Source organism: uncultured Roseibium sp., from assembly GCF_963675095.2.
In the GTDB taxonomy this organism is placed as follows: domain Bacteria; phylum Pseudomonadota; class Alphaproteobacteria; order Rhizobiales; family Stappiaceae; genus Roseibium.
This window is the reverse complement of record NZ_CAXXSJ010000027.1, coordinates 87,478-109,560: the sequence shown is the minus strand read 5'-3', so window position 1 is coordinate 109,560 and position 22,083 is coordinate 87,478. Positions and strand designations below refer to the sequence as shown.

Genomic DNA, 22,083 nt, shown 5'->3' with positions numbered 1-22,083 from the left:
TGAGCACCGCGAGGATCAGCTCTTCTTTCGAGCGGAAGTGCTTGTAGAGCGTCATTTTCGCTACGCCTGACGCGGCCAGAATCTTGTCGATGCCTGTGGCGTTGAAACCATCATCCCTTGATCGGCAAACACCGGATCACGCCAACTTCAACGCTCTGGCGCCAATGAAGGTGGCAACATAATCGAGGCGGAAATCCACTTAGCGAAACGTCCTTAGCGGTTCAGACAACCCGAGCCACCTCTATACCCTGTCAATGAGGCTGAGTTTCGAACTGAGACATTAACAAATGAGAGGAAAATATTTGCCAATTGCGCGCATCCGAATCCAGGAATACTGATGAGAAAATGTATAAATTCTGGGAATTTTACTTCGAAAAGAGAAATTTATAAATTTTTACTCATCAAAACGTCAATCCAACTGGTTTAAAAATGCATATACAAATGAAATAAGTGATTTTTATTATCAAGTATTCCGAGACAATTTTATTTTCGAGATAAAAACGGCTTCTCGGAATTCATGAATTCCCTCATGTTCTCCAGAATTCTTTCCGGGTTCCCGCTTTCACAGTTACCGACCGCCTTAATGAGCCCTGTGAAGCTGGGGCCGAAATTATAACCTATCTGAGTTTTCAGGATGAGCTGCTTGAATCCCCGTGGCACATAAAACTTGCGCACTCGATCGGGACTTTTCCTAGCCGTAGTATAATCATTCATCCCGCTCAACGGACCGAACACAAACTGATCATATTTAGTCGTTCCGGGCAAAAACTCGGAGACAACCTCATTCTCAAAGCCGCACATTTTCGCGTAGTCAATCGCATAGCGTGATATGAAGATATCCGCTCTCTCCCGCGACCAGTTGTAATACCGGCCGAGTTCCTCATCGTCGCCCTTATGGAATAGACGGAACGCCTCGACATCTTGCTGATTGAATGCTGAAAGATCCAAAGTAGCGACCAACTCTGTCTGCCTGTCGTATTCGCGTTTGAGCGCTGCATTTCTCACCGCTTGCTGCTTTTTGCGCTCAGCCCGGGCTCTCTCACGTTCAATAACAGCAAGTTCCTCTTCCTTGCGCTTACGGGCTTCGCGCAAGCGCTCTTCTTCTTGCTGCTTAGCAGCCTCCCGTTCCTGACGCTTAGCATGTTCGATTTTTTTGTTGTTCTGCGTCACTTCAAAAATCAATTTGGAGTGTTTACGGTCAAGCTGAAATAATAGTTTCAAATATTCCTCTCGAAGGTCATCAGTTAGAATCACTATGCTTGATTCAACTCTCGCCTGTGCCGCTGCCAATTGGCCATTTATATTCGGACGATACCCTTCGAATTGGCCGTCTTCAGTAAAATCCAATTTGCACCGATCCCCATTTCCCTCAAGGCCGCACCAATCCTCCGCTTCAATGGTATTTCGGGCATTTTGCCGGTGATAGTACTCATCCTCAAGCTTCACCCCCGATTTCTTACTCAAACTCAGAAGCCTGTTAAGGCGCTCATCATTACCTACTGGATTAGATTTGAGTTCTGAGCGGAGCGCATTTGCTTGCGGCAGCCACTTTTCAAACTCAGAGCGGGCAAGCTTTTGTTTTTCGTTCAGTTTTTGAAAAGAAACCTCTATGTCCAGAATAGGTTGAGTTAGACGCGTTGAATTGGAAAACATCCGGAACTCAGCTATCGTTTCCCTTGCTTCCTCGAGCAAATCTGCAATTTTATTCCGCGAATCCTCCATCTTTGCAAGATTTTGCTGCTCATGCTTACTAAGCAATCCAGGATCCGGAATAACTTTGACTGTCGCAAAGGAATCCGGAGACACCATCTTGGGCATGAAGCGCCCCGAATTCGTTTTGCGCCGTTGATCCATTTTCTGTTTCATTTCTAAACGCCAGCGCTCTTTAGCTTTCTGTTTTTCGCGCCAAATATCTTCTTTCTCTTTGGAAATTAACGAAGCATCCGACAAAATTATTTTTCTTTCCGCAGTTGGTTTAACGCTCCTGTAAAGGTCCAGAACATCATTATTCGCTGCGGATACAAATGAAGACATCAGCATCGATACAGCGCAGGCAAACGCAAACAAAGTTGGTCGACGGGTCGATTTCCGCATAATTCTTAGCTCACAACTACTCGAGCGCCAGTGCCGGCACCATCTTACGATTTGGTTTCGTCGCACTAGAACACATCACTGGCGCTGACTGAACCGCTAAACCATGCCATGTCAGGATCGCTTGGAAACTGCTTCGCTAATTTGACCGGCAAAACGAGTTCTCGCGCGTCACCATCTGTTTTAAACGTGATGCTATAGGCTGCACCATCATTCAAATTCAAAGGGAGGTAGTCAAAATGGACAATTAGCGCGGAAATATTAATTTGGCCATTACCGCCACACGTCGCAATTATGTTGATGACTGGGCCATCATATCTGAAACCATTTACTTCAGTCGCGAATGATAAACCGGAACTTTATCTATGACCGCAGCATTCACACTGAATGTGCTTTGGTCGATTTATTTATGAGAGCGGACAGGTGCAATTTTATCATCCGATGCGGATATCGCCTTTTCTATTATATCCAGGTATTCATCGATCGATTTTAACTTAGAATTGCCCTCGGAGGCCTTTGCCTGAGATTGAGAAAAACTACTTGCAAAAAATAATTATATAGAAATATATTTAATATAATTATCCATCAAATATAACTCCATTTAATTAAAAGAATAAGCGACACGCTAGTCATTTAATAAATCAGCACCGGTCAATCACTAATAAAAATCAATCCCTTTTCTAATCCGGAATTCCCAATTGGCCGGTCTTCCGCAAGGTTATAGCCAACGAAGGCGATCCTCCAAGCATTTTCGAGTTCCTTTCGTCTTTGACTGGCGGCGGCCTAGTGAGAAGAGCTGCCAAGACGGCCGCAGCGCCGGTTTTCGCACCGTGACCGTGGCAGGTTCCTGAATTGGTGTCGCTTTGGGAGGAGGCTACAGAGTCCGAGCCGGGACCTACGCGGACGGAACGGACGCCGGAGCGGTTTTCGCAGAGATCAGCTCCGCGGCGATCCCCTTTGCAGTGCGCGCCGCCTCCGGCATGCCGCGGACATGGGCGGTAACAATCGCGCCTTCCTTGAGAAGGGCAAGCCTTTCGGCAAGCTCATGAGGATCGGCGGCCCCGGCTTCGCGGCACAGGCGTTCCAGATAATCGACGATCCGCTGTTTGTGCTCGGCCGCGGTGCGGTGCGCGGGATGCTGCGGATCCCCGAACTCGCTCGAAGCGTTGATGAAGGCGCAGCCATTAAACCCGAGGCCCTTGAAGGCCTGGCCCCGGAACCAGCTTTCCAGTGCATCGAACATCGCCAGCAACCGCTCCCGCGGATCGGACGATGCCTTTTCCATTTCGCCCATCAACCAGTTGCGGAACTGCTCATCGCGACGATTGAGCACCGCGAGGATCAGCTCTTCTTTCGAACGGAAGTGCTTGTAGAGCGTCATTTTCGCGACGCCGGCCTCGGCAAGGATCTTGTCGATGCCTGTAGCGTTGAAACCACTCGTATAAAACAGCCTTAGGGCAGTTTCCACGAGGTCATCCCGACGTGAGGCCACTTCAGCTTCTCCTTCTTAAAGACAGACCTGTCTATATATCTGAAACTTAGAAAGTTCGACAGCGCTTTTCAATATCACGAATTCGTTATCACCAATCGCATTGCAAATAGACAGACCTGTCTGTATATGCTTTCTCGACAGTACGAAACACCCACACCTTTCCCAAAGGAGAAAGCCTATGTCCCGCATTCAACTCCCAGCCTCTATCGAAGCCGCCCCGGCAGCCTCCCAGCCGTTGCTTGAAGGCGTGAAGAACCTGCTCGGCTCCGTTCCCAACCTGTTCCGGCTCACCGCCAACAGCCCGGCCGCCCTTGAAGGCTATCTCGGTCTGAACGGCGCCCTGGCGTCCGGCACCTTGAACCCGCAGACGCGGGAGCGGATCGCGCTCGCAGTCGCTGAGATCAACGGCTGCGATTATTGCCTGTCCGCGCATAGCTATCTGGCAAAGAACCTGGCGAAGCTCAGCGACGCCGAAATCGCCGCCAACCGCCAGGGCACTTCAACCGACCCCCGCGCCGACGCCGCCGTCCGCTTTGCCGTGAAGCTGGTGCGTGAACGCGGCCGGGTGAGTGAAGCCGATGTCTCGGCCGTGAAAATGGCCGGCTACAGCGAAGCGGAAATCGTCGAGATCGTCGCCCATGTCGCGCTTAACACGCTGACCAACTACCTCAACGAAGCATTCGACACGCCGATCGACTTCCCGGTCGTCAAAAGCCAGGCCGCCTGAGCCTGAGAAGGCGCCGCGGCCCTCTGCCCCTTAACCGGACCGCGGCGCCGTCTTCTACTCATAAAGGAATACCCCCATGACCCGCCCCCCTCTTCCTCCCTTTGATCGGGAAACTGCCGCGGTGAAGGTTCGCAAGGCCGAAGATGCCTGGAACAGCCGCTCTCCCGAAGCCGTCGCCCTGGCCTACACGCCCGAAAGCCAGTGGCGGAACCGCTCCGAATTCGTGACCGGCCGCGACGAAATCACCGCCTTCCTGACCCGCAAATGGGATCGGGAACTGGAGTACCGGCTGATCAAGGAACTGTGGACCTTCGCGGACAATCGGATCGCGGTCCGCTTCGCCTACGAATGGCACGACGACAGCGGCTCCTGGTTCCGTTCCTTCGGAAACGAAAATTGGGAATTCGACGCGGACGGGCTGATGCGCCGCCGCATCGCCTCCATCAACGACATGCCAATCGCCGAGGAAGACCGGCTGTTCAAATGGCCGCTCGGCCCCCGCCCGCAAGACCATCCCGGGCTCACCGACCTCGGATTGTGACAACGGTCCTCACAGGGGGGCCAGTCGCCGAAGTCTGGGTCTGACAACACCGGCGACCAAGGAAAAGGACAAGATCATGCATACCGAACCGTACAGCCACCAAAGCATTGAACCCGCTGATTTCGCGACACTTGGAATGTTCGGCCCAGAACTGGAATACCCCGAGCTGGAATACCCGGAACTGGACGACCCGGGCACCGAAGTGCGGAACGCGGACGCCTTCCAGAATGCACTGTCGATCGTGGCGCATGATCTCAAAGGACCTTTGGCCAACCTGTCCCTCATCGTCGAGGACATCTCGAGGAATGCACCGGACGGTTCGCGCGAACGCATCGAACGCAATGCCGACAAGGCCGACCTGATCATCGGCCAACTCTCAAAGATGCTGAGCGCTCTGCTGGTCCGGGCCCGTGATGGGCGGGATCCACTGTCGTGCGAGCCTGCACCCGTCAATCTGGTGGAGGTGCTTGAACTCGCCTTCGCCGTCAACCAGCCCAATGCGCGGCAGAAAGCGATCCGGTTCCGCTGCCACGCCTTCGACGACGTAACCGTTCTGGGCGATCAGGAACTGCTTTTCGAAGCGTTCGACAACCTGATCGGTAACGCCGTCAAGCACACGCGAGAAGGCGGGATGATCACGTGCGAAACCGGTCCTGCGGAGGACGGCCGCATTGCCGTCAGGATCAGCGACGAAGGCCCGGGCTTCAGGGCATCCGACTTGCTGCGGGCCTTCCGCCCATTCACGCGTCTGAGCGCAAAAGCCAAAAACGGCGAGCGCTCTAACGGACTCGGCCTCTGGATCACACGGCTCATCGCCGAGCGACACGGCGGACGGATCGAGGCGCGCAACCGACTGGACCGCACCGGCGCGGAACTGACGCTCTGGCTGCCTGCGGTCGGCAAGCGCGCCACGGCGCGACCTTTCGCGGCCGACTGACAACAGATTTCGGCACCGCCCTGCGGCGCCGTCCCCCAAGGAACGCGGATCGGAATCCGAACCTGCCGCGGCTGCAAGGCCGGGAACGGGTGGGCTGTGTCTTAGCCCCGGCTTTCAAACCGCCGACCCGGCAGCGCCGAAAACGGGAGCGCGCTGTCCAACCCACTGAAAAGGAGTACTCGCATGGACCATGAACACGACAACGACTGCAGCTGCGGGATCACGCAGGAAACCGTGGATCTCGCACGCCGTCGCCTGCTCGCAGGTGCTGGCGCTGCCGCTGCGGCCGGTGCCGCAGCCCTGGCGACCGGACCGGCAACCGCCGCCACCGAGGAAGCCCGCGCCCTTTACGCCGATCCGGACAAGCCGGGTCTTCCCCAGATCGACATGACCATCGAGCCGGGCCGCACCGCGCTCGTCGTCACCGATCCGCAGATCGACTTCCTCTCCGAAGATGGTGTCACCTGGGGTGTCGTTGGCGAAAGCGTCACCGAACAGGGAACGGTCGACAACATCGAACGGCTGTTCAAGGCCGCGAAAGCCGCCGGCATGCCCGTTTTCATTTCGCCGCACTACTACTACCCGCACGACCACAAATGGCAGTTCGAGGGCACCCTGGAAAAGACCATGCATTCGATCGGCATGTTCGACCGGCTCAGCCCGCTGTCCCTGGACAATTTCGAAGGCTCCGGCGCCGACTGGATGCCGCAGTACAAGAAATACATCGAGGACGGCGAAACCATCGTCTGTTCGCCGCACAAGGTCTACAGCCCGGCTCAGAACGACCTGAACCTGCAGATGCGCAAGCGCGGCATCGACAAGGTGATCCTTGCCGGCATGTCCGCCAATCTGTGCACCCAGGCCCACCTCTATGACCTTCTCGAGCTCGGCTACGAAGTCGCGGTCGTCCGTGACGCGACCGCGGGCGCGAAGGTGCCGGAAGGCGACGGCTACCTCGCCGCGATCATCAACTTCCGCATGGTGGCCAATGGCGTTTGGTGGACCGACGAAGCCGTCGAGCGCATCGCCCGTTCCGCCTGACAATCCTCACAACATCCTTCTTGAAACTTCTATTCCACAGCAGACAAAGGACAACACATCATGATCCGCAAACACATCCTGGCCGCTCTCATCACCGCCACCGCCCTGACGGTCGCCGCACCGGCCTTCGCCGTTGACGAATACAATGTCTCCAACGGCGTGACCCTGACCGGACATTCCCTCGGCATGCATGGCATCGACCCTGTGTCCATGTTCAAGAGCGAAGCGCCCGGTCTCGGCGACGCAGTCCACACCTCGACCCATGACGGTGTCGACTATTATTTCGCATCCGCCGAAACCAAGGACCAGTTCGACGCCAATCCGGAAGCGTTCCTGCCCCAGTTCGGCGGCTTCTGCGCCTTCGGCATCTATGTGGGCAAGAAGCTCGACGGCGACGTGCGCTTTGCCGACATCGTCGACGGCAAGCTCTATCTCTTCGTCAATGCAGCGATCTTCGAGAAGTACCTTGAAAACAAGGACGACGTGATCGCCGGCGCCTTCGACAAGTGGCCGTCCATCCGCTCAACGGCGGTCGGAGATCTCTGAGACGTCCGACAAAACGGTTGGCGGGCCTTGCATTGTCAAGGCCCGCCAATCGCTCTGATTTCCCAAGCCTGAAACACGGGCTTCAAGGCTTCGAATCTGCTGCGGTCCTATTGGACGAAGCTGTTGGTATAGAGATCCTCGACCGGTACTGCCGACTGAACGATCCCGCTATCGACATAGAACTTCTGCACCGATGCGATACGTTCAGGGTTGAACGCACCGAGCGCCAGCCCGTTCTCGGTCGGATAGAGCTTCGTCGCGTAGGCTGTGAGGATCGCTTCGATCTCCGCTTCCTTGCCTGCATGCCGCGGCACCGCGGCAACGAACTCCTTCGCGGCAGCGGCCGGATCGGCCTCGATGTCGCGAACCGCATGGAGAATTGCACCGACGAAGGCGCGCACCATCTCGGGCCGCTTCGCGATGGTATCATCAGAAGCGAGGATCGCCTGTGCCATGGCGGGGAAGACGCTGTCGACGGGGACCTGGCCGATTTTCACACCGGCCTGTTCGACGGCCGCTATGATTTCGGGCGCAGCGGCAATTGCCTGCACCTTGCCTGCGATCATCATCTGCACCACCCCACCCGGACCGAGCGCCTGGATGGAAACGTCCTGCTTTGTCAGTCCTTCGGCCGCAAGCAGACCGAGCAGGTTGTAATAGGTCGTCTGCTGGAACGACAGAATGCCGATCTCCTTCCCCTTCAGGTCGGACGGTCCTGTGATCCCGCTGTCCTCGCGCCACGCGAGTTGGGCGATACCATGACCGCCGAGAAGCGCGACGCCCCGTATCTTCACGTCATTGGAGCGAACGATGATCGGCGTGTCGCCGACCCCGCCGCCGAGATCGGCATTCCCGACGGCGACCTGGGTCGCGACATCGGCGCCGCCCTTACCGACGCGGAAAGAGACATCCAGCCCTGCTTCCTTGAAATAGCCCTTGTGGAGCGCGAGCTGGTAGGGGGCGAAGGCCGGCAGGAAGTCAGGCGCCGGGAAGAGGAAGGTAACCTTCTCGGCCGCCATGGACGCACCCGCGGAAAGCGTCAGCGCGGCTGCGGCCAGCATGGTCAGGATCGTGCGTTTCATCGTCTCTCTCCATCTTTCTCTGGGCGGCCGGACAGCACGCCGGTTTCAGTTCGCGTCGCTCAGGCCCGTGCGGTGGGACAAAGCGACAGGTCTCTCAGCGCAAGCTGGCGCTCCGCCAGTCGTAGAAGCAGTTCGGTTTTCCGTCCCGCGACGTCGGGATCGAACCAGAGGTTGGTCGTCTCGTTGGGGTCGGCGCCAAGATCGTAAAGTTCGCCCCAGTCCGTGCAGCCTTCGAGAAGGCTCAACCGCCAATCGTCATGGACGAGGGTAATCAGCGCGCTGCGGCTGTCCGGGTCACGGAAGACGCCGATACCCGGATCCTCGATCAGCACCGGCCGGTCGGGTGCCGCCGCGAAGATGTCTTCGCCCTGCATGCCCACCGGCACGCGCAGGCCCGCACGCTGGACGACCGTCGGTGCAAAATCGATCGCGCTCGCCTGTACCCGGTTGACACCCGGTTGCCGGCGTTCGGCCGTATCGCGCCAGAGGAAAGGCACGCGAATGACGCTTTGATAATGTAGCCCCATCTTCAGGACGGTGCCGTGGTCGCCCATGTAGTCGCCATGGTCGGATGTGAAACACACCACCGTATCGTCATCGAGACCGACCTCCGAAAGCGTCCTCATCACGCGCCCGACGGCATCGTCGACCATGGCGATCGCGCCGTAGTTCAGCGCGATGATACGGCGCAACTCGGGCTCCGACAGGTGGAAGGGCCAGTAGGAATGCGGGTCCTCGTCCCCCATCCGGTAGGCTTGGCGCAGGACATCGGGCAGGTCGTTTCGCCGGTTCACCGCATCGCCAAACGACGCTGGCACCTCGACGTCGGCGGGGTCATAGAGGTCCCAGTAACGGCCCGGGGGCGTGAAAGGATGGTGGGGATCCGGAAACGACAGAACAAGGAGGAAAGGCTCGTCCGCACGGCAGCTGCGCAGGTAGGCCTCGGCCTCCTCGGCAACATAGGCGGTTGGGTAGCAGTCTTCCGGCAGCGCCGTTTGCCAGCACTGGGCGACACGCTCGGCTGGATCGTCGAGGGCATGAGCGGGTCCACGCAGGCCCGCCGCGTCGGGGCAGCGGTCGCGCAGCCAACGGCTGTAATGGCCTTCGACCTGATCGCCGTGGCCGATGCAGAGGCGCAGGTGTTCGAACCCGTAGTAAGGCAGCGACACAGCCTGGTCCGGGTTGGCAGCCCAAACGGCCCGCACCTCGTTCAGGTAGTCCGGACCGTCACGCTGGTCGCGCCTGGCAAGGGCGACGCTCTCGGGCAGGTCGTCGCCTTCGCCGGCTGCCTGGCGGCTCGGTGCGGGCACATCGGTGACATTCTGGAAGTGGGCCTTGCCGATCAGTGCGGTTCGCCACCCGGCCGCGCGCAGCACCTCGGCATAGGTGACCTGATCGGGCGACAGCGGGATCCCGTTCTGCCGGCAGCCGTTCACGGTCGACAGTTGCCCGGTGGCGAGGCACGCCCGGTTTGGCTGGCAGATCGGGTTGGCGACATAAAAGCGGTCGAAGCGCTGGCCCGCCGCACCGATGGCGTCGATGTTGGGTGTCTGCAGCACCGGATTGCCGTAGCAGCCGAGATGATCCCAACGCTGCTGATCGGTCATGATGACGATGAAGTTCGGGCGCTTCATGACTTCCCCTTCTTCGGGTGCTGCAGGGAAGTCGTAGCATGAGGCTGATATGCCGAACTAATGCATAGTTCATCAATCGATATGCATGTTCAGCATACCCATCAGCAAAACCCCAGCGCCCGGCAGGAGTCCCGAAGGAGGTCGACAAAGTAGGTTTCGGCGGCGCTCGGCACACCATGCTCGCGTCGAAAAAGGCCGACCGGGTCATCGACGTAATCGAGCGCAAGCGGCAGGAAGGCGAGCCGGCCCGCCTCGATATCCCGGCGAAAGGTGCCCAGCGGGACGAACATCAGCATGTCCGCGTTGAGAAGAAGGCCGCGCGAGATACTCAGCGCGCTCATTTCCAGGCTGTCCTGTGGCAGGCCCACGTCGCTGCGGCGGAAGAAATCCTTGACCAGGTCGCGGATCGGTGTCGTGCGGGCAGGCAGGATCCAGGCCGCCCCGCCAAGCTCGGCAAGGTCCAGCCGGTCGCGCCGCAGCGCCGGATGCTCGGCACGCGCCACCACGCCCCAGGACTGGTGATAGAGCGTTTCAGTGATCAATCCCGGCTCGGAGTCGCGCTGCCGGAGACGGCCGATGGCGAAGTCGAGTTCGCCGGCACGCAGGCTCGGAATGATCTGTCCGTAGAGCCCCTCAACGACGGCCAGGCGCAGCCCCGGCCGCTCGAGCCGGGCACGCAGGAGAGCATCTCCGAAAGGCCCTGCCTCGCCGTTCGGCAGGGCGCCTATGGTCAGCTGACCGCTGCGTCCCGCCGTACGGTCCTCAAGCTCGGTCCAGGCCGACCGCATCTCGGCCAGCGCTGCCCTCGCGTGACCGACGAACAACTCGCCCGCCTCCGTGAGGCCCGTGCCCCGCGGCGTACGCTCCATCAACTGCGTGCCGACGATGCGCTCGATCTCCATGACGGCGCGCGACACCGCGGGCTGGGTCATGTTCAACCATTCGGCCGCACGCAGAATGCTGCCCATCTCGGTCACGGTTGAGAAGATGTGGAGCTGGCGCAATGTGAGCCGCGAGGCGAGAAGGCGCGGGTGGGGCGTCCCCTCGTTCATTTGCGCCCCCGGCCGTCATGCTTGGGCAAAAGGATCATGAGCATTGGCGCCCCCCGGATTGCGATGTCCTGTTCATAGTCTTGGCCAGCTGCCGCTTTGGAAACGGTCGGCACCAATGGAACATGCCGTTCGAAGACTGCGACGTATAGGCCGAATTGAAAACCGAAGCGTCGCCTGGCATGTGCCACCTCGGCAGATCAGAGATTAGGATTTATTTTTGAAAGAAACAGTAGCTTCGAAAGACCCGTGAAGAGTGCAACTGACAGGCATTCTTCCGTGGCCCCACTGCGGCGAAAGGTCCTCAATTCCCTCTCTCAAAACGGCATCACACGGACGTCGCACGCCGAACCGCATTCCTCATCTTAAAAATCCCGTTGTTGATCGGCCGGTCTCGAATCGAGGGCGGCCTGAAGGATTTTCTGTAGGGAAAGCAATGGCTCCGGCAAATTTGAAGACTGCATTTTTCCGAAAAAAAGCATCCAACCGCCTTGTTTTGCCTGGGCTGAAACACCTGCTGGCGACCACGGCGCTGACTGTCCTCATGCCGCACATCGCCCAGGCCCAGGTCGTGATCGACGGCAGCACCGAGACGGTCAACGGCGGCGGCGGCGGGACACAGGCAAGTCCCTGGAACATCGGTAATACGCTGACCGTCGGCGACACCGGAACCGGACAGCTCGACATCCTGAACGGCGGCGTCGTGACCAGCACTGAAGGCCGGCTCGGCAATACCTCCACCGGCAACGGAACTGTGACCGTGAACGGCAGCGGATCCGACTGGAGCCTCAGCAGCCAGCTCTTTATCGGTTTCGACGGCACCGGCTCCATGACCGTGTCCGATAGCGCCACGGTCACCTCGACGTCGGCCGCCACCATCGCGTTCGGGACGAGCTCCACCGGAACCCTGGTCGTGACGAATTCTGCGACCTTGCAAACCGGCGCAACCTTTTATGTCTCGGAAGGCGGGACCGCCTACCTGACGGTTTCCGCGGGCGGCACGGCCAGCGCGACGGGTTTGAGCGGACAGATCCGGATTGCGAATGACGAAGGATCCTACGGCGAGGCCACGGTGACCGGCTCGGGATCCAGCCTGAAAGCTGCGAACAACGGCTCGATCATTGCCGGATACTCCGGCACAGGCGTTCTGACCATCCAGGATTCGGCTACCGCAGAGGCTGACGGAGGTTACATCGGTTATTACGGGACGGCCACCGGCACGGTCACCGTCCAATCGAACGGGTCATGGAACCTGGCCTCGACCGGCACGGATCTGACCATCGGCTATCGGAGCGGAAGTGTCGGAACGCTGAACATTTTGACCGGCGGGAGCGTTGATGTCGGCGACAGAACCTACCTTGGCGACTTCGCGGGCGCTCAGGGCACGATCAATGTCACCGGATCCGGCTCGCAGTTTGAAACCCGCAATCTTTATGTCGGCGACGCAGGCACCGGAACCCTGAACATGTCCGGCGGCACGGTTACGGTGGAATATCCTTTGAGCGTCGGTGTCCAGACCGGCAGCACGGGCACGGTCACCAATGATGGCGGCACCCTCACCGTGGGACTTTCGCTGCTCGTCGGTGAGGCCGGGACGGGAACCGCCACTATCAAGAACGGCGGGAGCCTCAGTGTCACCGACGTCACACGGATAGGGCAGAACGCGTCTTCAACCGGCGACTTGACGATCACAGGGTCGGGATCGACCTGGACCGCGAGCGGAAACGTCTCCGCCGGCTATGAAGGCATCGGAACCCTCTCCATTCAGGATGGCGCCACTGCTACCCTGTCCGGCGAGTTGCTGGTGGGGGACAAAGCCGGCAGCACCGGCACTGCCACGGTTGACGCTGCAACGATGACCGCAGGCGCCATCCTCGTCGGCAGTGCGGGCACCGGCACGATGACCCTGTCCGGCGGCGGCACGGTCACAGCCGACGACTTCATCGTCGGCAACTCGGCGGGATCCAATGGCACCGCCACGGTGACGGGAAGTGGCAGCAGCATGAGCCTGTCGCTCGAATTGAACGTCGGACTTGAGGGGACAGGCACGCTCAACGTCAATGACGGAGGGACGATCCTCGTCACCGACGGCGTCAAGGTTGGCGACAAGGCTACAGCCGCAGGAACCGTCAATATCGATGGCGCGTCCAGCAAGATCACCAGCAGTGCCAACACGTGGATCGGCGATGAAGGCACCGGCACTGTCGCCTTGACCAATGGCGCGGACTTCTACGCCGACCAGGTCACCTATATCGGCTACGCCTCTACGGGAATGGGCACCCTCACCCTGGACGGTTCGGGAACCTATTGGAAAAGCGGCGGTGATTTCCGTGTCGCGGTAACCGGTTCCGGCAACGTGTCGGTGACCAACGGCGCGGATTTCGCCGGCGATTACGTCTACTTCGGCAGGGACACGGGATCTTCCGCCACGGTCGTTGTCGACGGTGCGGGATCGACCTGGACAATGATGGGCGATCTCTATGTCGGCGAACATGGCACGGCGAACCTGACCGTTTCGAACGGCGCCACGCTAAGCAACGCCGTCAGCTATGTCGGCTATGACACGAACAGCAACGGAACGGTGAAAGTCGACGGGTCCGGTTCCTCCTGGACAAACACGTCCAGTCTTTATATCGGCGAGAGCGGAACCGCGGTGGTCACCATTGCCAATGGCGGCGCAGTGTCCGCCGGAAGCGGCACCGGCACCACCTTTATTGCGAATGCAAATGGCTCAAAAGGCACATTGAACATCGGTGCGGCGGCCGGCAACTCAGCGGTTGCTCCAGGAACCCTTAAAGCGACCTCTGTCAAATTCGGCACCGGCACCGGCCTGATCGTCTTCAACCACACCAACTCGGATTATGAATTCAATGCCGCGATCTCCGGTGCCGGCCAGGTCGCGGTCTATTCCGGCGAGACGGTGCTGACCGCCGCGAACACCTATACCGGGACGACGACTGTCTATGGCGGCCTGCTGACCGTCAACGGCAGCATCACCAGCACGGTGTATCTGTCCGGCGGCTCGATCGGCGGCTCCGGTTCGCTCGGCAATGTCGCCGTTCAATCCGGCGGTTCGGTCGCGCCCGGGAATTCCGTCGGGACCCTCAACGCTGCCACCGTGAACTTCGCGACAGGTTCTACTTACGACGTCGAGCTGAACGGCGGCGGCTTTGCCGCAGGGACCAACAACGACCTGATCAACGTTTCGGGAACCGTCACCATCGGCGGCGGCGCGGTCAAGGTGACTGCGGAAAACGGCACCGACAACGGCGCCACCTATACCGCCGGCACCTACACGATCATCACGGCCGCCGGCGGTGTTACCGGCACCTTCGACAGCGTCAGCGACAGTTTCGTCTTCCTGGATTTCAGCCTCGGTTACGACAGCAACAATGTGTATCTGACCTCGACAAAGATCGCGTTCTTCACCGATATCACCGAAACCCCCAACCAGACGGCGACAGCGGCGGCGCAGGAAGCGCTCGGCAGCGGCACGACGGTCTATGATGCCCTCACCGGTCTCGTCGGCGACAATGCCTCCGCCCGCGCCGCCTTCGACGCGCTTTCCGGCGAGGTCCAAGCCTCCATCCACACGGTGCTGATCGACGACAGCCGTTTCCTGCGCAAGGCCGCCAACGACCGTATCCGTGCCGCCTTCGAGAACGTCGGATCGGGGTCTATTGCGGTCGCGACACACGGCCATACCATGAATGCGCAGCCGGTCGCAGGCGAAGGCTTCACCGTCTGGGGCCAGACCTACGGGGCGATCGGCTCCTGGGACGGAAACGGCAATGCGGCGACCCTGGACAGAACCATCGGCGGTCTCGTGATGGGGGGCGATTACGCGGTCACCGAGACCGTTCGGGTCGGTGTCCTTGCCGGTTACAGCCGCTCCTCCGCCGACGTGGATGCGCGCGCCTCCTCCGCCACGGTAGACAGCTATCATCTGGGTATTTACGGCGGCTCCCGGTTGGGTGCCGTTACCCTGCGCGGCGGTGGCGCCTTCACCTGGAACACCATCGACACCGACCGCACCGTTGCCTTTACCGGCTTCTCCGAAACGCTGTCGGCCAACTACGGCGGACGCACCTTCCAAGCGTTCGGCGAAGCAGGCTACGGCGTGGAACTGGACAGGGCCCGGATAGAACCCTATGCCGGCGTCGCCCTGATCCATCTGAGCACCGACCGCTTCACCGAAACCGGTGGCAGCGCCGCCCTGACCGTGTCGGGAGACGATACGACAACGACGACCACCACCCTTGGTGTCCGGGGCGAAACCGAGATCGAGATCGCGCCGTCCCGCATGGCCCTGCTCAGCGCGGGCCTCGCCTGGCGCCATGCCTTCGGTGACGTAACCCCGCAATCCGAGATGACCTTCGCCGGCGGCGCCCCGTTCACGATCGCCGGTGTTCCGATCGCCCGCGATGCGCTCGTCGTCGAACTCGGCGCCGGTATCGTCCTGAACCCCGCCAGCAGGATCGAACTCAGCTATTCGGGTGAGCTCGGTTCCGGTCTCGCCGAGCATGGCGTCAAGGCATCCGTGGCCATTTCCTTCTGATGAGAATCCGCAACCTTCAAAACCTCTGGCTGGCCGCAACCGTGACGGTTGCCGCCGGCCTGGGACCGGCACAGGCCCTGCCGGGCGAGGCCAGTTCGGTACGCGAAACCCATGGCGATTGGACCGTATCCTGCGTCAGGCAGGAAGCCGCCACGCTCTGCGCCATGAGCCAGATCCAGGCCGAGCCGAAGTCCCGCAAACGGGTGCTGACCGTGGAATTGCAGGTTCAGGCAAACGGCACAGCCAAGGGCGTGCTGATCATGCCCTTTGGCCTGGCGCTCAAACCGGGCGTCTCGCTGAAGATCGACGACAAGGAGCCGGCAGCGCCCCTTCCCTACACCACCTGCCTGCCGGTCGGCTGCATCGTCCCTTTGACTGTTGACACCCCCCTGCTGTCCGCACTGAAGGCCGGGGGCGCGCTCAACATCAACGCGACCTCCAACGGCGACAATCAATCCCTGGCCTTCACCGTCTCGCTCACCGGCTTTTCCGCGGCCTTTACACGGCTGGTTGAACTGGCGGAAGAATAGCCGGGCAAGCTCGTCGAGATCCCCTTTAAGGGCAATGCTGCGATAGCGACGAAAGCGTCACACCGCCTCGCGGACCGCACTCAGGAACTGCCGGGTGCGTTCCCGCTTGGGGTTTGTGAACAGCTCGTCGGGCGAATCCTGTTCCTCGATCTGACCGCCGTAGAAGAAACAGACCCGATCCGAGATGTCGCGGGCGAACCCCATCTGGTGCGTGACCATCAACATGGTGAGATTGTGCTCCGACACGAGCGTCCGGATCACGTTGGTCACCTCGCCGGTCACTTCCGGGTCGAGCGCCGAGGTCACCTCGTCGAAGAGCATCACCTTGGGCCTCATCGCCAGAGCCCGCGCGATCGCCACCCGTTGCTGCTGACCGCCGGACAGTTGCGCGGGATAATGATCCAGCTTATCCGCCAGACCCACCATTTCAAGAAGCTCGGCCGCCCGTTCGCGCGCTTCGCCCTTTTTCAGCCCCAGCGACATGACCGGACCTTCCATGCAGTTCTGAAGGGCTGTCATGTGAGGGAACAGGTTGAAATGCTGGAAGCACATGCCGATCTTGCTGCGCATACGCCTGAGGTGCGCCTTGTTGGCCGGTACCAGCACACCGTTCTTTTCCATGTGCGTCAGCGGCTCGCCGTCAACCCAGATCGTCCCACCGTCGATGCTCTCCAGCGTCATGAGCGCACGCAGGACCGTGGTCTTGCCGGACCCGGAGGGACCGATGATCGACACCATCTCGCCCGGGCTGACGTCCAGATCGAGATTATCGAGCACGGTCAGATCGCCGTAGCGCTTGGTAACGCCCTGAAACCGCACCATCGGTTCTACAGCTGGTCGGTCCTCGGTCATGCTGGTGTCTCCTGCTCTTCAAGTGTGCGGCTGCACGCGGTTCCGGCCGGAAGTCCGACCTCAAGGGTGCCGGAGCCGGGCCGCCCGCAGCAGAGAAGCACACGCCCTGGAGCCGGAGCGGCAATCCCTGAGGGATAGACCACGACGCCCTGATCAAGGGTCGCCTCGCAGGTCCGGCAAAGGCCGGAGCGGCAGGCGGCGGGAGGCCGGAATCCGGTCCGGGTCTCGACCCAGTTCAGAAGTGTCCCGTCTTCGGTCGTCCAGAGCCCTTCGACCCCGGTCCCGGCGATGCGGATCTTAGCGCTGTCGACGGCCGCCTCCCCATCTGTCGCCGGCGGCTCGAACATCTCAAAATGCAGCCGGGCGTTCGGACGGCCCGTGGCTCCATAGGCGCGGCGCAGCTCTTCGATCATCGCGACCGGACCGCAGACATAGACCTCCGCCGGGTCGGGAAGGTTTCGGACAAGGTCGGCGAAGTCCGGCCTGCCATGGCGCGAGGCCGTCCCCACCTCTGCCGTCAGCCAGAGTTCGAAGGAAAATTCCTCACTGGCTGCCGCCATCTGCGCCAGCTCCTCGGCAAAGACAGCAACTTCGCCGGTACGAGCGACGTAGACGAGATGCACCTTTGGCGACACCGTCGTTCGGAACAGGGCCCGCAGATGCGCAAGGATCGGCGTAATTCCGATGCCCCCCGCGATATAGACGCGCGGCACGGTGCAATCGTCCGACAGGAGAAACTCGCCCGAGGGCGGATAAACCGTCACCCCCTCCCCAAGCACTTCACCATCGACCAAGCGGCGAGAAAGCGAAGTCTCCCGCGTGGTGCCCTCGCTGGCGCGAACCGCGATCGAAAAGGGCGTTGCCGGATCGCTGGCAGTCGGACCGGAGATGAGGGAATAGCACCGGTAGAGCGCACCCGCGCCCGCACTGTGTCCCAGGGTAATGAACTGGCCTGGCGCCCATTCCGGCGTTTGGCCGTTGAGGACCTCGATATCGATCGCAGCCGTGTCTGGCGCGAGCAGCGCATGCCCCACGATCCGGCCGGACAATGGCTGAACGGACAGTTCCGGGCGAAAGCGCGCCATGCGCTCGCGAATCTGGTCCGCCGCCCCTGGAAGAAGATCCGGCGAGGCAAGAACGCGCCCGACAAGAGCAGGATCCAGCGTGAAGCCGGTCAGAGCTTCGTTCAGTTCGGCGACCGTCGCGTTTCGTGGGTCCGTTCCAATCAGGCACAGCGCGTCCCCCGTCCGGACCTCGCCCGTTTGCTCGACGCTTGCATAGAACCCCGTCTTCCCCGTGGCCGAAAACGCCGCCGGGAAGCCTTGGGGAGCATCGAGGAAATGACGCAGCTTGTAGCAAGGCACGCGCGGGGTCGTGATCCGGAGGATGACATCGCCGACGGCCAGCCGATCACCGATCCGGAATTCGGTCTCGTCCGGACCCTCGTATGTCAGGTTCTCGGCGAAGCAGGCGCCCGGCAGCGACTTGTTCAGCACCTGCTCGAAGAAGGCGTAGTGGACCTGATTGAAAAGATAAACCGCATGATTGGCACGTCCGAGCCTGCGTGGGTCTGCAAGTTCGTCCCCGACAATGCCTGTCTCCGTCACCTGGGCGGGACCTTCCCACGCCGCACGGCGAAACCCTGTCCGGCCGGGGGTCGTTCCGAAGATTTCCGGCCGCGCGGCTCCGGAATAGATGGCGACGATACTGGCGGACATAAAAGCGGCTCCCGGCGAGAGATATATCTTAGTCATATACATCTCGATTATTTTAGCAACAATTTCTGCGATTTTTAGCCGATATTTTGCTCATAAATCATGAGATGTATTTTTCTATGGATCAAACGAGACGTCTGACCTATGGTGATGAGCGCTCGAATAACGAGACACCAGCAGGGGTTAACGAAGAAAATGATCAAGCACTTGAAAACGACTCGCGCTCTTTTAGCGCTGGCTTTCGCCGGGTTCGCGACCGTGGCTACGGCCCAGGACACGACACTCATTGACAAATACAAGGCAGAGGGTGTCCGCGTCGGCATCGCGGGCTACGCACCCTACGGATACAAGCAAGCCGACGGCTCCTTTACCGGCGAACAGGTCGAAGTCGTCAAACATGTCCTCGGCAAACTGGGGATCACCGACATCGAATATATCGCGATGGATTTCGGTGCCTTGATCCCGTCGCAGGTGGCGGGACGGATCGATATGGCCGCCGCAGGCATTTACATCCGGCCTGAGCGCTGCGAACAGGTGCTCTTTGCCGAGCCGACCTTCGGCCAGGGCGCCGCCTATATCGTGAAAGCGGGCAACCCCAAGGGGCTGCACACCTTCAAGGATATCCAGGCCACCGACGGCGCCATTCTTGCTGTTCTGGCAGGCGGGACCGAGGAAGATCTCGCCAAGCGGGATGGCGTGTCGGATGACAAGCTTCTGAAAGTTTCCGACAAGGCCGCCGGCATCCAGGCTGTCCTGTCAGGCCGCGCGGACGGGTTTGCCCTGTCGGCCTTCGCCATCGCCGACATCGTCCGCACCGCTGGCGATCTGATCGGCGTGGAAAGCTCGGGCTCCATCACCGAGATCGCCGGCGAAGTCTACAAGGGCCACGGCGCGATCTCGTTCCCGAAGGGGACCGGTGACGAAACGGCAGCCCACGAGGCCTTCCGTGACGCCTTCAACGATATCCAGGCGGAATACATCAAGTCCGGCGGCTATGCCGAGATGGCCTCTGCCTGGGGCTTCACGCCCGCGGACGGCCCGGCCTACGACATGGCGAAGCTCTGCGGCAGCGGGCTCTGATCGCAATTTGCCGACGGGGCGCCTCGCGTCGCCCCGCGGTTCCCTCAGACCAACGGTCCCAACATGTCGATCCGCGCCCTCACGATTACCCTCATCTGCACATTGCTGCTGGGGACATATTATTTCCTGCGCTCGCCCTTCGCCGGCAATTATGGCGTCTTCCTGGACGGGGCGAAGACAACGCTGATCATTCTCGGAGCGTCGGCCGTTCTGTCGACGCTGATCGCCTTCGCAGCCGGCCTTGGGCGGCTTTCGCCCGTTCTGCCGGTCCGCTGGCTGGCCATTGCCTATATCGAGATTTTCCGCGGCACGTCCGCCCTGGTGCAGCTGTTCTGGCTGTTCTACGTCCTGCCCCTTTTCGGCCCCACGATCGAGCCGATGACCGCGGGCATCCTGGGTGTCTCCCTGAACGTCGGCGCCTATGCCGCCATCGTGGTCGAGGCCTCAGTTCGCGCTGTACCGAAAAGTCAGATCGAGGCGTCCATCGCGCTGAACCTGGGCGATTTCGCGCGGCTGCGGCGGATCATTCTGCCTCAGGCCATCCGTATCATGATCCCGCCCTTCGGCAACCTCGCGATCCAGTTGTTCAAGCTGACGGCGCTGGTGTCATTCATCGGCATCTCGGATCTGACTTACACGGCGTACCAACTGAACCAGACGACCTATCTGACCGTCCAGGTATTCACCATCGTGCTCTTCATGTACTTCGCCATTGGGCTGTCGATCACAATTCTGATGAAGCTTCTCGAAAAGCGCTATTCGCGCGGCTTTGGAAAGGTGGCGGCATGATCTGGGACAATGAATATGCGCTGGAAATCCTGCCGATTATGGCCAAGGCTTCGCTGGTCACGCTGGAGATCACCGTCCTGGCCTTCGCCGTTGCTGCCGTCCTGGGCCTGATCTGGGCCCTTATCGGCATTCTGGAGGTGCCGGTCCTGTCCTTCGTGGTGCGGCTCGGCATCGAGTTCATCCGCTCGACACCGCTTCTGATCCAGCTCTTCGCGGTCTATTACTTCCTGCCGGGCTACGGGATTATCCTGCCGGCCTTCCTGACCGGTGTGCTCGTGCTAGGGATCCACTATTCCGCCTATTGCGCCGAGGTCTACCGATCGGGCTTCCTGCAGGTACCGAAGGGACAATGGGAGGCGGCGATCAGCCTGAACCTCGGACTAAGGCACACGCTCACACGGATCATCCTGCCCCAGGCGGTCCCGCCGGTGATCCTGCCTCTTGGCAATTATTTCGTGGCGCTCTTCAAGGAAACGCCGGTGCTACTGGCGATCACGATCATCGAGCTTGTCGCCACCGCCCGGATCATCGGGAATGACACCTTCCGCTATACCGAGCCGATCACTCTGGCCGGGGCGTTCTTCCTTCTTCTGAGCCTCGTTGCCGCGAATCTCGTAAGGTACCTCAACCACAGGATGGCACTGCGAACGAGGATTGCGCGCAGATGAAGAAAACAAGAATGCAGAAGTCCTGGGGCGACCGCAGCGGCACCCCGAAGACGGCCCATGCGGGCGACAAGTCCCCGCCCGAAACCCTGTCACGCGCCGACCAGATCTACTGGACCGTGCGCAACCGCATCTGCACCAACCGCTTCATGCCTGGCGAGATCATCCGCGAGGAAGAGCTCGCGAATGAATTCGAGGTCAGCAGGTCTCCGATCCGCCGGGTGCTGGCCAAGCTGGAGCATGAAGGGCTCGTCGAGGTCCGTCACGGCGTCGGCACGCGGGTGACCGAACTAGACCGCGAGGCACTTACCTCGATCTACAATATCCGGATGATGCTTTGGGCCCAGACCGGCCCTTACTTCGCCAATCCCCTGCCGCAGGAACTGGGCGACCAGTTGCAAGGGCACCTGGAGGCTTTCCGAAGCCTGCCGCCATTGGACCTGCACGGCTTCGCGGATGTGAACATTGCCTATTACCTGGACCTGACCGCGACGGTCGAAAACGCCTGCATGCGTGAAATGCACCGCAATCTCTTTTTCTCCACCTCACGGATGTGGCTGATCAAGCTGCCGCTTCTGGACTGGGACGTGACCATCGGATCCATATCCGCCGAGATCGAGGACAAGATCCTTGCCGTCCGGAACAACGACCCGACCGGGCTGGGATACGTGGCACGCAACGCGATCGCCAACAACCTCGTCCCTCTCGCCCGGGGCGACCGCGAAGACGGCTAGTCACGCGGATCTGAAGCTCG

At 60.3% G+C, this 22,083-nt stretch carries 18 protein-coding genes and 1 pseudogene; 11 read left to right on the top strand and 8 right to left on the bottom strand.

Annotated features, from left to right (window positions below):
* Positions 1-16: 16 nt before the first annotated feature.
* The 3 genes and pseudogenes from ABIN98_RS09470 to ABIN98_RS09460 form a co-directional block, all read right to left on the bottom strand.
* Positions 17-100 (bottom strand): annotated as a pseudogene (locus tag ABIN98_RS09470) (TetR/AcrR family transcriptional regulator); the annotation flags it as partial.
* 383 nt (positions 101-483) lie between these two features.
* Entirely contained in the window at positions 484-2,094 is a 1,611-nt protein-coding gene (locus ABIN98_RS09465) for a hypothetical protein (RefSeq protein WP_346909456.1), read from the bottom strand.
* 892 nt (positions 2,095-2,986) lie between these two features.
* Positions 2,987-3,559, bottom strand: coding sequence for a TetR/AcrR family transcriptional regulator (locus tag ABIN98_RS09460; protein WP_346909455.1), 573 nt, complete (start codon positions 3,557-3,559; stop codon positions 2,987-2,989).
* Between the two features lie 202 nt (positions 3,560-3,761).
* Here ABIN98_RS09460 and ABIN98_RS09455 point away from each other — a divergent pair, with 202 nt between their 5' ends.
* The 5 genes from ABIN98_RS09455 to ABIN98_RS09435 all read left to right on the top strand — a co-directional run bounded on the left by ABIN98_RS09455 (position 3,762) and on the right by ABIN98_RS09435 (position 7,375).
* On the top strand, positions 3,762-4,310 hold the full coding sequence (locus tag ABIN98_RS09455; RefSeq protein WP_346909453.1) for a carboxymuconolactone decarboxylase family protein: 549 nt from the start codon (positions 3,762-3,764) through the stop codon (positions 4,308-4,310).
* Between the two features lie 76 nt (positions 4,311-4,386).
* Positions 4,387-4,851 carry a nuclear transport factor 2 family protein gene (locus ABIN98_RS09450; protein ID WP_346909452.1) on the top strand — a complete coding sequence of 155 codons (465 nt, stop codon included), beginning with the start codon at positions 4,387-4,389 and terminating at the stop codon, positions 4,849-4,851.
* 76 nt (positions 4,852-4,927) lie between these two features.
* Entirely contained in the window at positions 4,928-5,788 is an 861-nt protein-coding gene (locus ABIN98_RS09445) for a HAMP domain-containing sensor histidine kinase (protein ID WP_346909450.1), read from the top strand.
* A 183-nt stretch (positions 5,789-5,971) separates the two neighbouring features.
* Positions 5,972-6,829 (top strand): cysteine hydrolase, encoded by an 858-nt coding sequence (locus ABIN98_RS09440; protein ID WP_346909448.1) that lies wholly within the window; start codon positions 5,972-5,974, stop codon positions 6,827-6,829.
* Positions 6,830-6,889: 60 nt separating this feature from the next.
* On the top strand, positions 6,890-7,375 hold the full coding sequence (locus tag ABIN98_RS09435; RefSeq protein ID WP_346909447.1) for a YHS domain-containing (seleno)protein: 486 nt from the start codon (positions 6,890-6,892) through the stop codon (positions 7,373-7,375).
* 107 nt (positions 7,376-7,482) lie between these two features.
* Here the strand turns inward: ABIN98_RS09435 and ABIN98_RS09430 are convergent, their stop codons facing one another.
* The 3 genes from ABIN98_RS09430 to ABIN98_RS09420 all read right to left on the bottom strand — a co-directional run bounded on the left by ABIN98_RS09430 (position 7,483) and on the right by ABIN98_RS09420 (position 11,143).
* Entirely contained in the window at positions 7,483-8,457 is a 975-nt protein-coding gene (locus ABIN98_RS09430; RefSeq protein WP_346909445.1) for an ABC transporter substrate-binding protein, read from the bottom strand.
* Between the two features lie 59 nt (positions 8,458-8,516).
* Positions 8,517-10,091: a sulfatase-like hydrolase/transferase gene (locus ABIN98_RS09425; protein ID WP_346909443.1), complete on the bottom strand. Its 1,575-nt coding sequence runs from the start codon at positions 10,089-10,091 to the stop codon at positions 8,517-8,519.
* A gap of 101 nt (positions 10,092-10,192) precedes the next feature.
* Positions 10,193-11,143 carry a LysR family transcriptional regulator gene (locus ABIN98_RS09420; protein ID WP_346909441.1) on the bottom strand — a complete coding sequence of 317 codons (951 nt, stop codon included), beginning with the start codon at positions 11,141-11,143 and terminating at the stop codon, positions 10,193-10,195.
* A gap of 493 nt (positions 11,144-11,636) precedes the next feature.
* On the opposite strand from ABIN98_RS09420, the gene ABIN98_RS09415 reads away from it, so the two are divergent.
* Together ABIN98_RS09415 and ABIN98_RS09410 are read left to right on the top strand one after the other, a co-directional pair.
* Positions 11,637-15,698 (top strand): autotransporter domain-containing protein, encoded by a 4,062-nt coding sequence (locus tag ABIN98_RS09415; protein ID WP_394701471.1) that lies wholly within the window; start codon positions 11,637-11,639, stop codon positions 15,696-15,698.
* A complete protein-coding gene (locus ABIN98_RS09410; RefSeq protein WP_346909437.1) occupies positions 15,698-16,228 on the top strand; it encodes an invasion associated locus B family protein in 531 nt (176 codons plus the stop codon). Before ABIN98_RS09415 ends, ABIN98_RS09410 begins: the two co-directional genes overlap by 1 nt.
* Positions 16,229-16,285: 57 nt before the next feature.
* Here the strand turns inward: ABIN98_RS09410 and ehuA are convergent, their stop codons facing one another.
* Both ehuA and ABIN98_RS09400 read right to left on the bottom strand, forming a co-directional pair.
* Positions 16,286-17,080: an ectoine/hydroxyectoine ABC transporter ATP-binding protein EhuA gene (ehuA, locus tag ABIN98_RS09405; RefSeq protein ID WP_346909435.1), complete on the bottom strand. Its 795-nt coding sequence runs from the start codon at positions 17,078-17,080 to the stop codon at positions 16,286-16,288.
* A complete protein-coding gene (locus ABIN98_RS09400; RefSeq protein WP_346909433.1) occupies positions 17,077-18,798 on the bottom strand; it encodes an MOSC domain-containing protein in 1,722 nt (573 codons plus the stop codon). Before ABIN98_RS09400 ends, ehuA begins: the two co-directional genes overlap by 4 nt.
* A 204-nt stretch (positions 18,799-19,002) precedes the next feature.
* On the opposite strand from ABIN98_RS09400, the gene ehuB reads away from it, so the two are divergent.
* From ehuB to ABIN98_RS09380, 4 genes are all read left to right on the top strand, one after another.
* Entirely contained in the window at positions 19,003-19,875 is an 873-nt protein-coding gene (ehuB, locus tag ABIN98_RS09395; RefSeq protein ID WP_346909431.1) for an ectoine/hydroxyectoine ABC transporter substrate-binding protein EhuB, read from the top strand.
* A 63-nt stretch (positions 19,876-19,938) separates the two neighbouring features.
* Positions 19,939-20,664, top strand: coding sequence for an ectoine/hydroxyectoine ABC transporter permease subunit EhuC (gene ehuC, locus ABIN98_RS09390; RefSeq protein ID WP_346909429.1), 726 nt, complete (start codon positions 19,939-19,941; stop codon positions 20,662-20,664).
* A complete protein-coding gene (gene ehuD, locus ABIN98_RS09385) occupies positions 20,661-21,332 on the top strand; it encodes an ectoine/hydroxyectoine ABC transporter permease subunit EhuD (protein ID WP_346909427.1) in 672 nt (223 codons plus the stop codon). The genes ehuC and ehuD overlap by 4 nt, the downstream gene beginning before the upstream one ends.
* The gene (locus ABIN98_RS09380) at positions 21,329-22,063 is read left to right on the top strand and encodes a GntR family transcriptional regulator (RefSeq protein WP_346909425.1); all 735 of its coding nucleotides are present in this window, start codon (positions 21,329-21,331) and stop codon (positions 22,061-22,063) included. The genes ehuD and ABIN98_RS09380 overlap by 4 nt, the downstream gene beginning before the upstream one ends.
* Positions 22,064-22,083: the final 20 nt, after the last annotated feature.

Excerpts from the sequence above, each read along its gene's own strand:
- ABIN98_RS09465 (WP_346909456.1), bottom strand. The coding sequence starts at position 2,094 with ATGCGGAAATCGACCCGTCGACCAACTTTGTTTGCGTTTGCCTGCGCT.
- ABIN98_RS09455 (WP_346909453.1), top strand. The coding sequence starts at position 3,762 with ATGTCCCGCATTCAACTCCCAGCCTCTATCGAAGCCGCCCCGGCAGCC.
- ABIN98_RS09450 (WP_346909452.1), top strand. The coding sequence starts at position 4,387 with ATGACCCGCCCCCCTCTTCCTCCCTTTGATCGGGAAACTGCCGCGGTG.
- ABIN98_RS09445 (WP_346909450.1), top strand. The coding sequence starts at position 4,928 with ATGCATACCGAACCGTACAGCCACCAAAGCATTGAACCCGCTGATTTC.
- ABIN98_RS09440 (WP_346909448.1), top strand. The coding sequence starts at position 5,972 with ATGGACCATGAACACGACAACGACTGCAGCTGCGGGATCACGCAGGAA.
- ABIN98_RS09435 (WP_346909447.1), top strand. The coding sequence starts at position 6,890 with ATGATCCGCAAACACATCCTGGCCGCTCTCATCACCGCCACCGCCCTG.
- ABIN98_RS09430 (WP_346909445.1), bottom strand. The coding sequence starts at position 8,457 with ATGAAACGCACGATCCTGACCATGCTGGCCGCAGCCGCGCTGACGCTT.
- ABIN98_RS09425 (WP_346909443.1), bottom strand. The coding sequence starts at position 10,091 with ATGAAGCGCCCGAACTTCATCGTCATCATGACCGATCAGCAGCGTTGG.
- ABIN98_RS09420 (WP_346909441.1), bottom strand. The coding sequence starts at position 11,143 with ATGAACGAGGGGACGCCCCACCCGCGCCTTCTCGCCTCGCGGCTCACA.
- ABIN98_RS09410 (WP_346909437.1), top strand. The coding sequence starts at position 15,698 with ATGAGAATCCGCAACCTTCAAAACCTCTGGCTGGCCGCAACCGTGACG.
- ehuA (WP_346909435.1), bottom strand. The coding sequence starts at position 17,080 with ATGACCGAGGACCGACCAGCTGTAGAACCGATGGTGCGGTTTCAGGGC.
- ABIN98_RS09400 (WP_346909433.1), bottom strand. The coding sequence starts at position 18,798 with ATGTCCGCCAGTATCGTCGCCATCTATTCCGGAGCCGCGCGGCCGGAA.
- ehuC (WP_346909429.1), top strand. The coding sequence starts at position 19,939 with ATGTCGATCCGCGCCCTCACGATTACCCTCATCTGCACATTGCTGCTG.
- ehuD (WP_346909427.1), top strand. The coding sequence starts at position 20,661 with ATGATCTGGGACAATGAATATGCGCTGGAAATCCTGCCGATTATGGCC.
- ABIN98_RS09380 (WP_346909425.1), top strand. The coding sequence starts at position 21,329 with ATGAAGAAAACAAGAATGCAGAAGTCCTGGGGCGACCGCAGCGGCACC.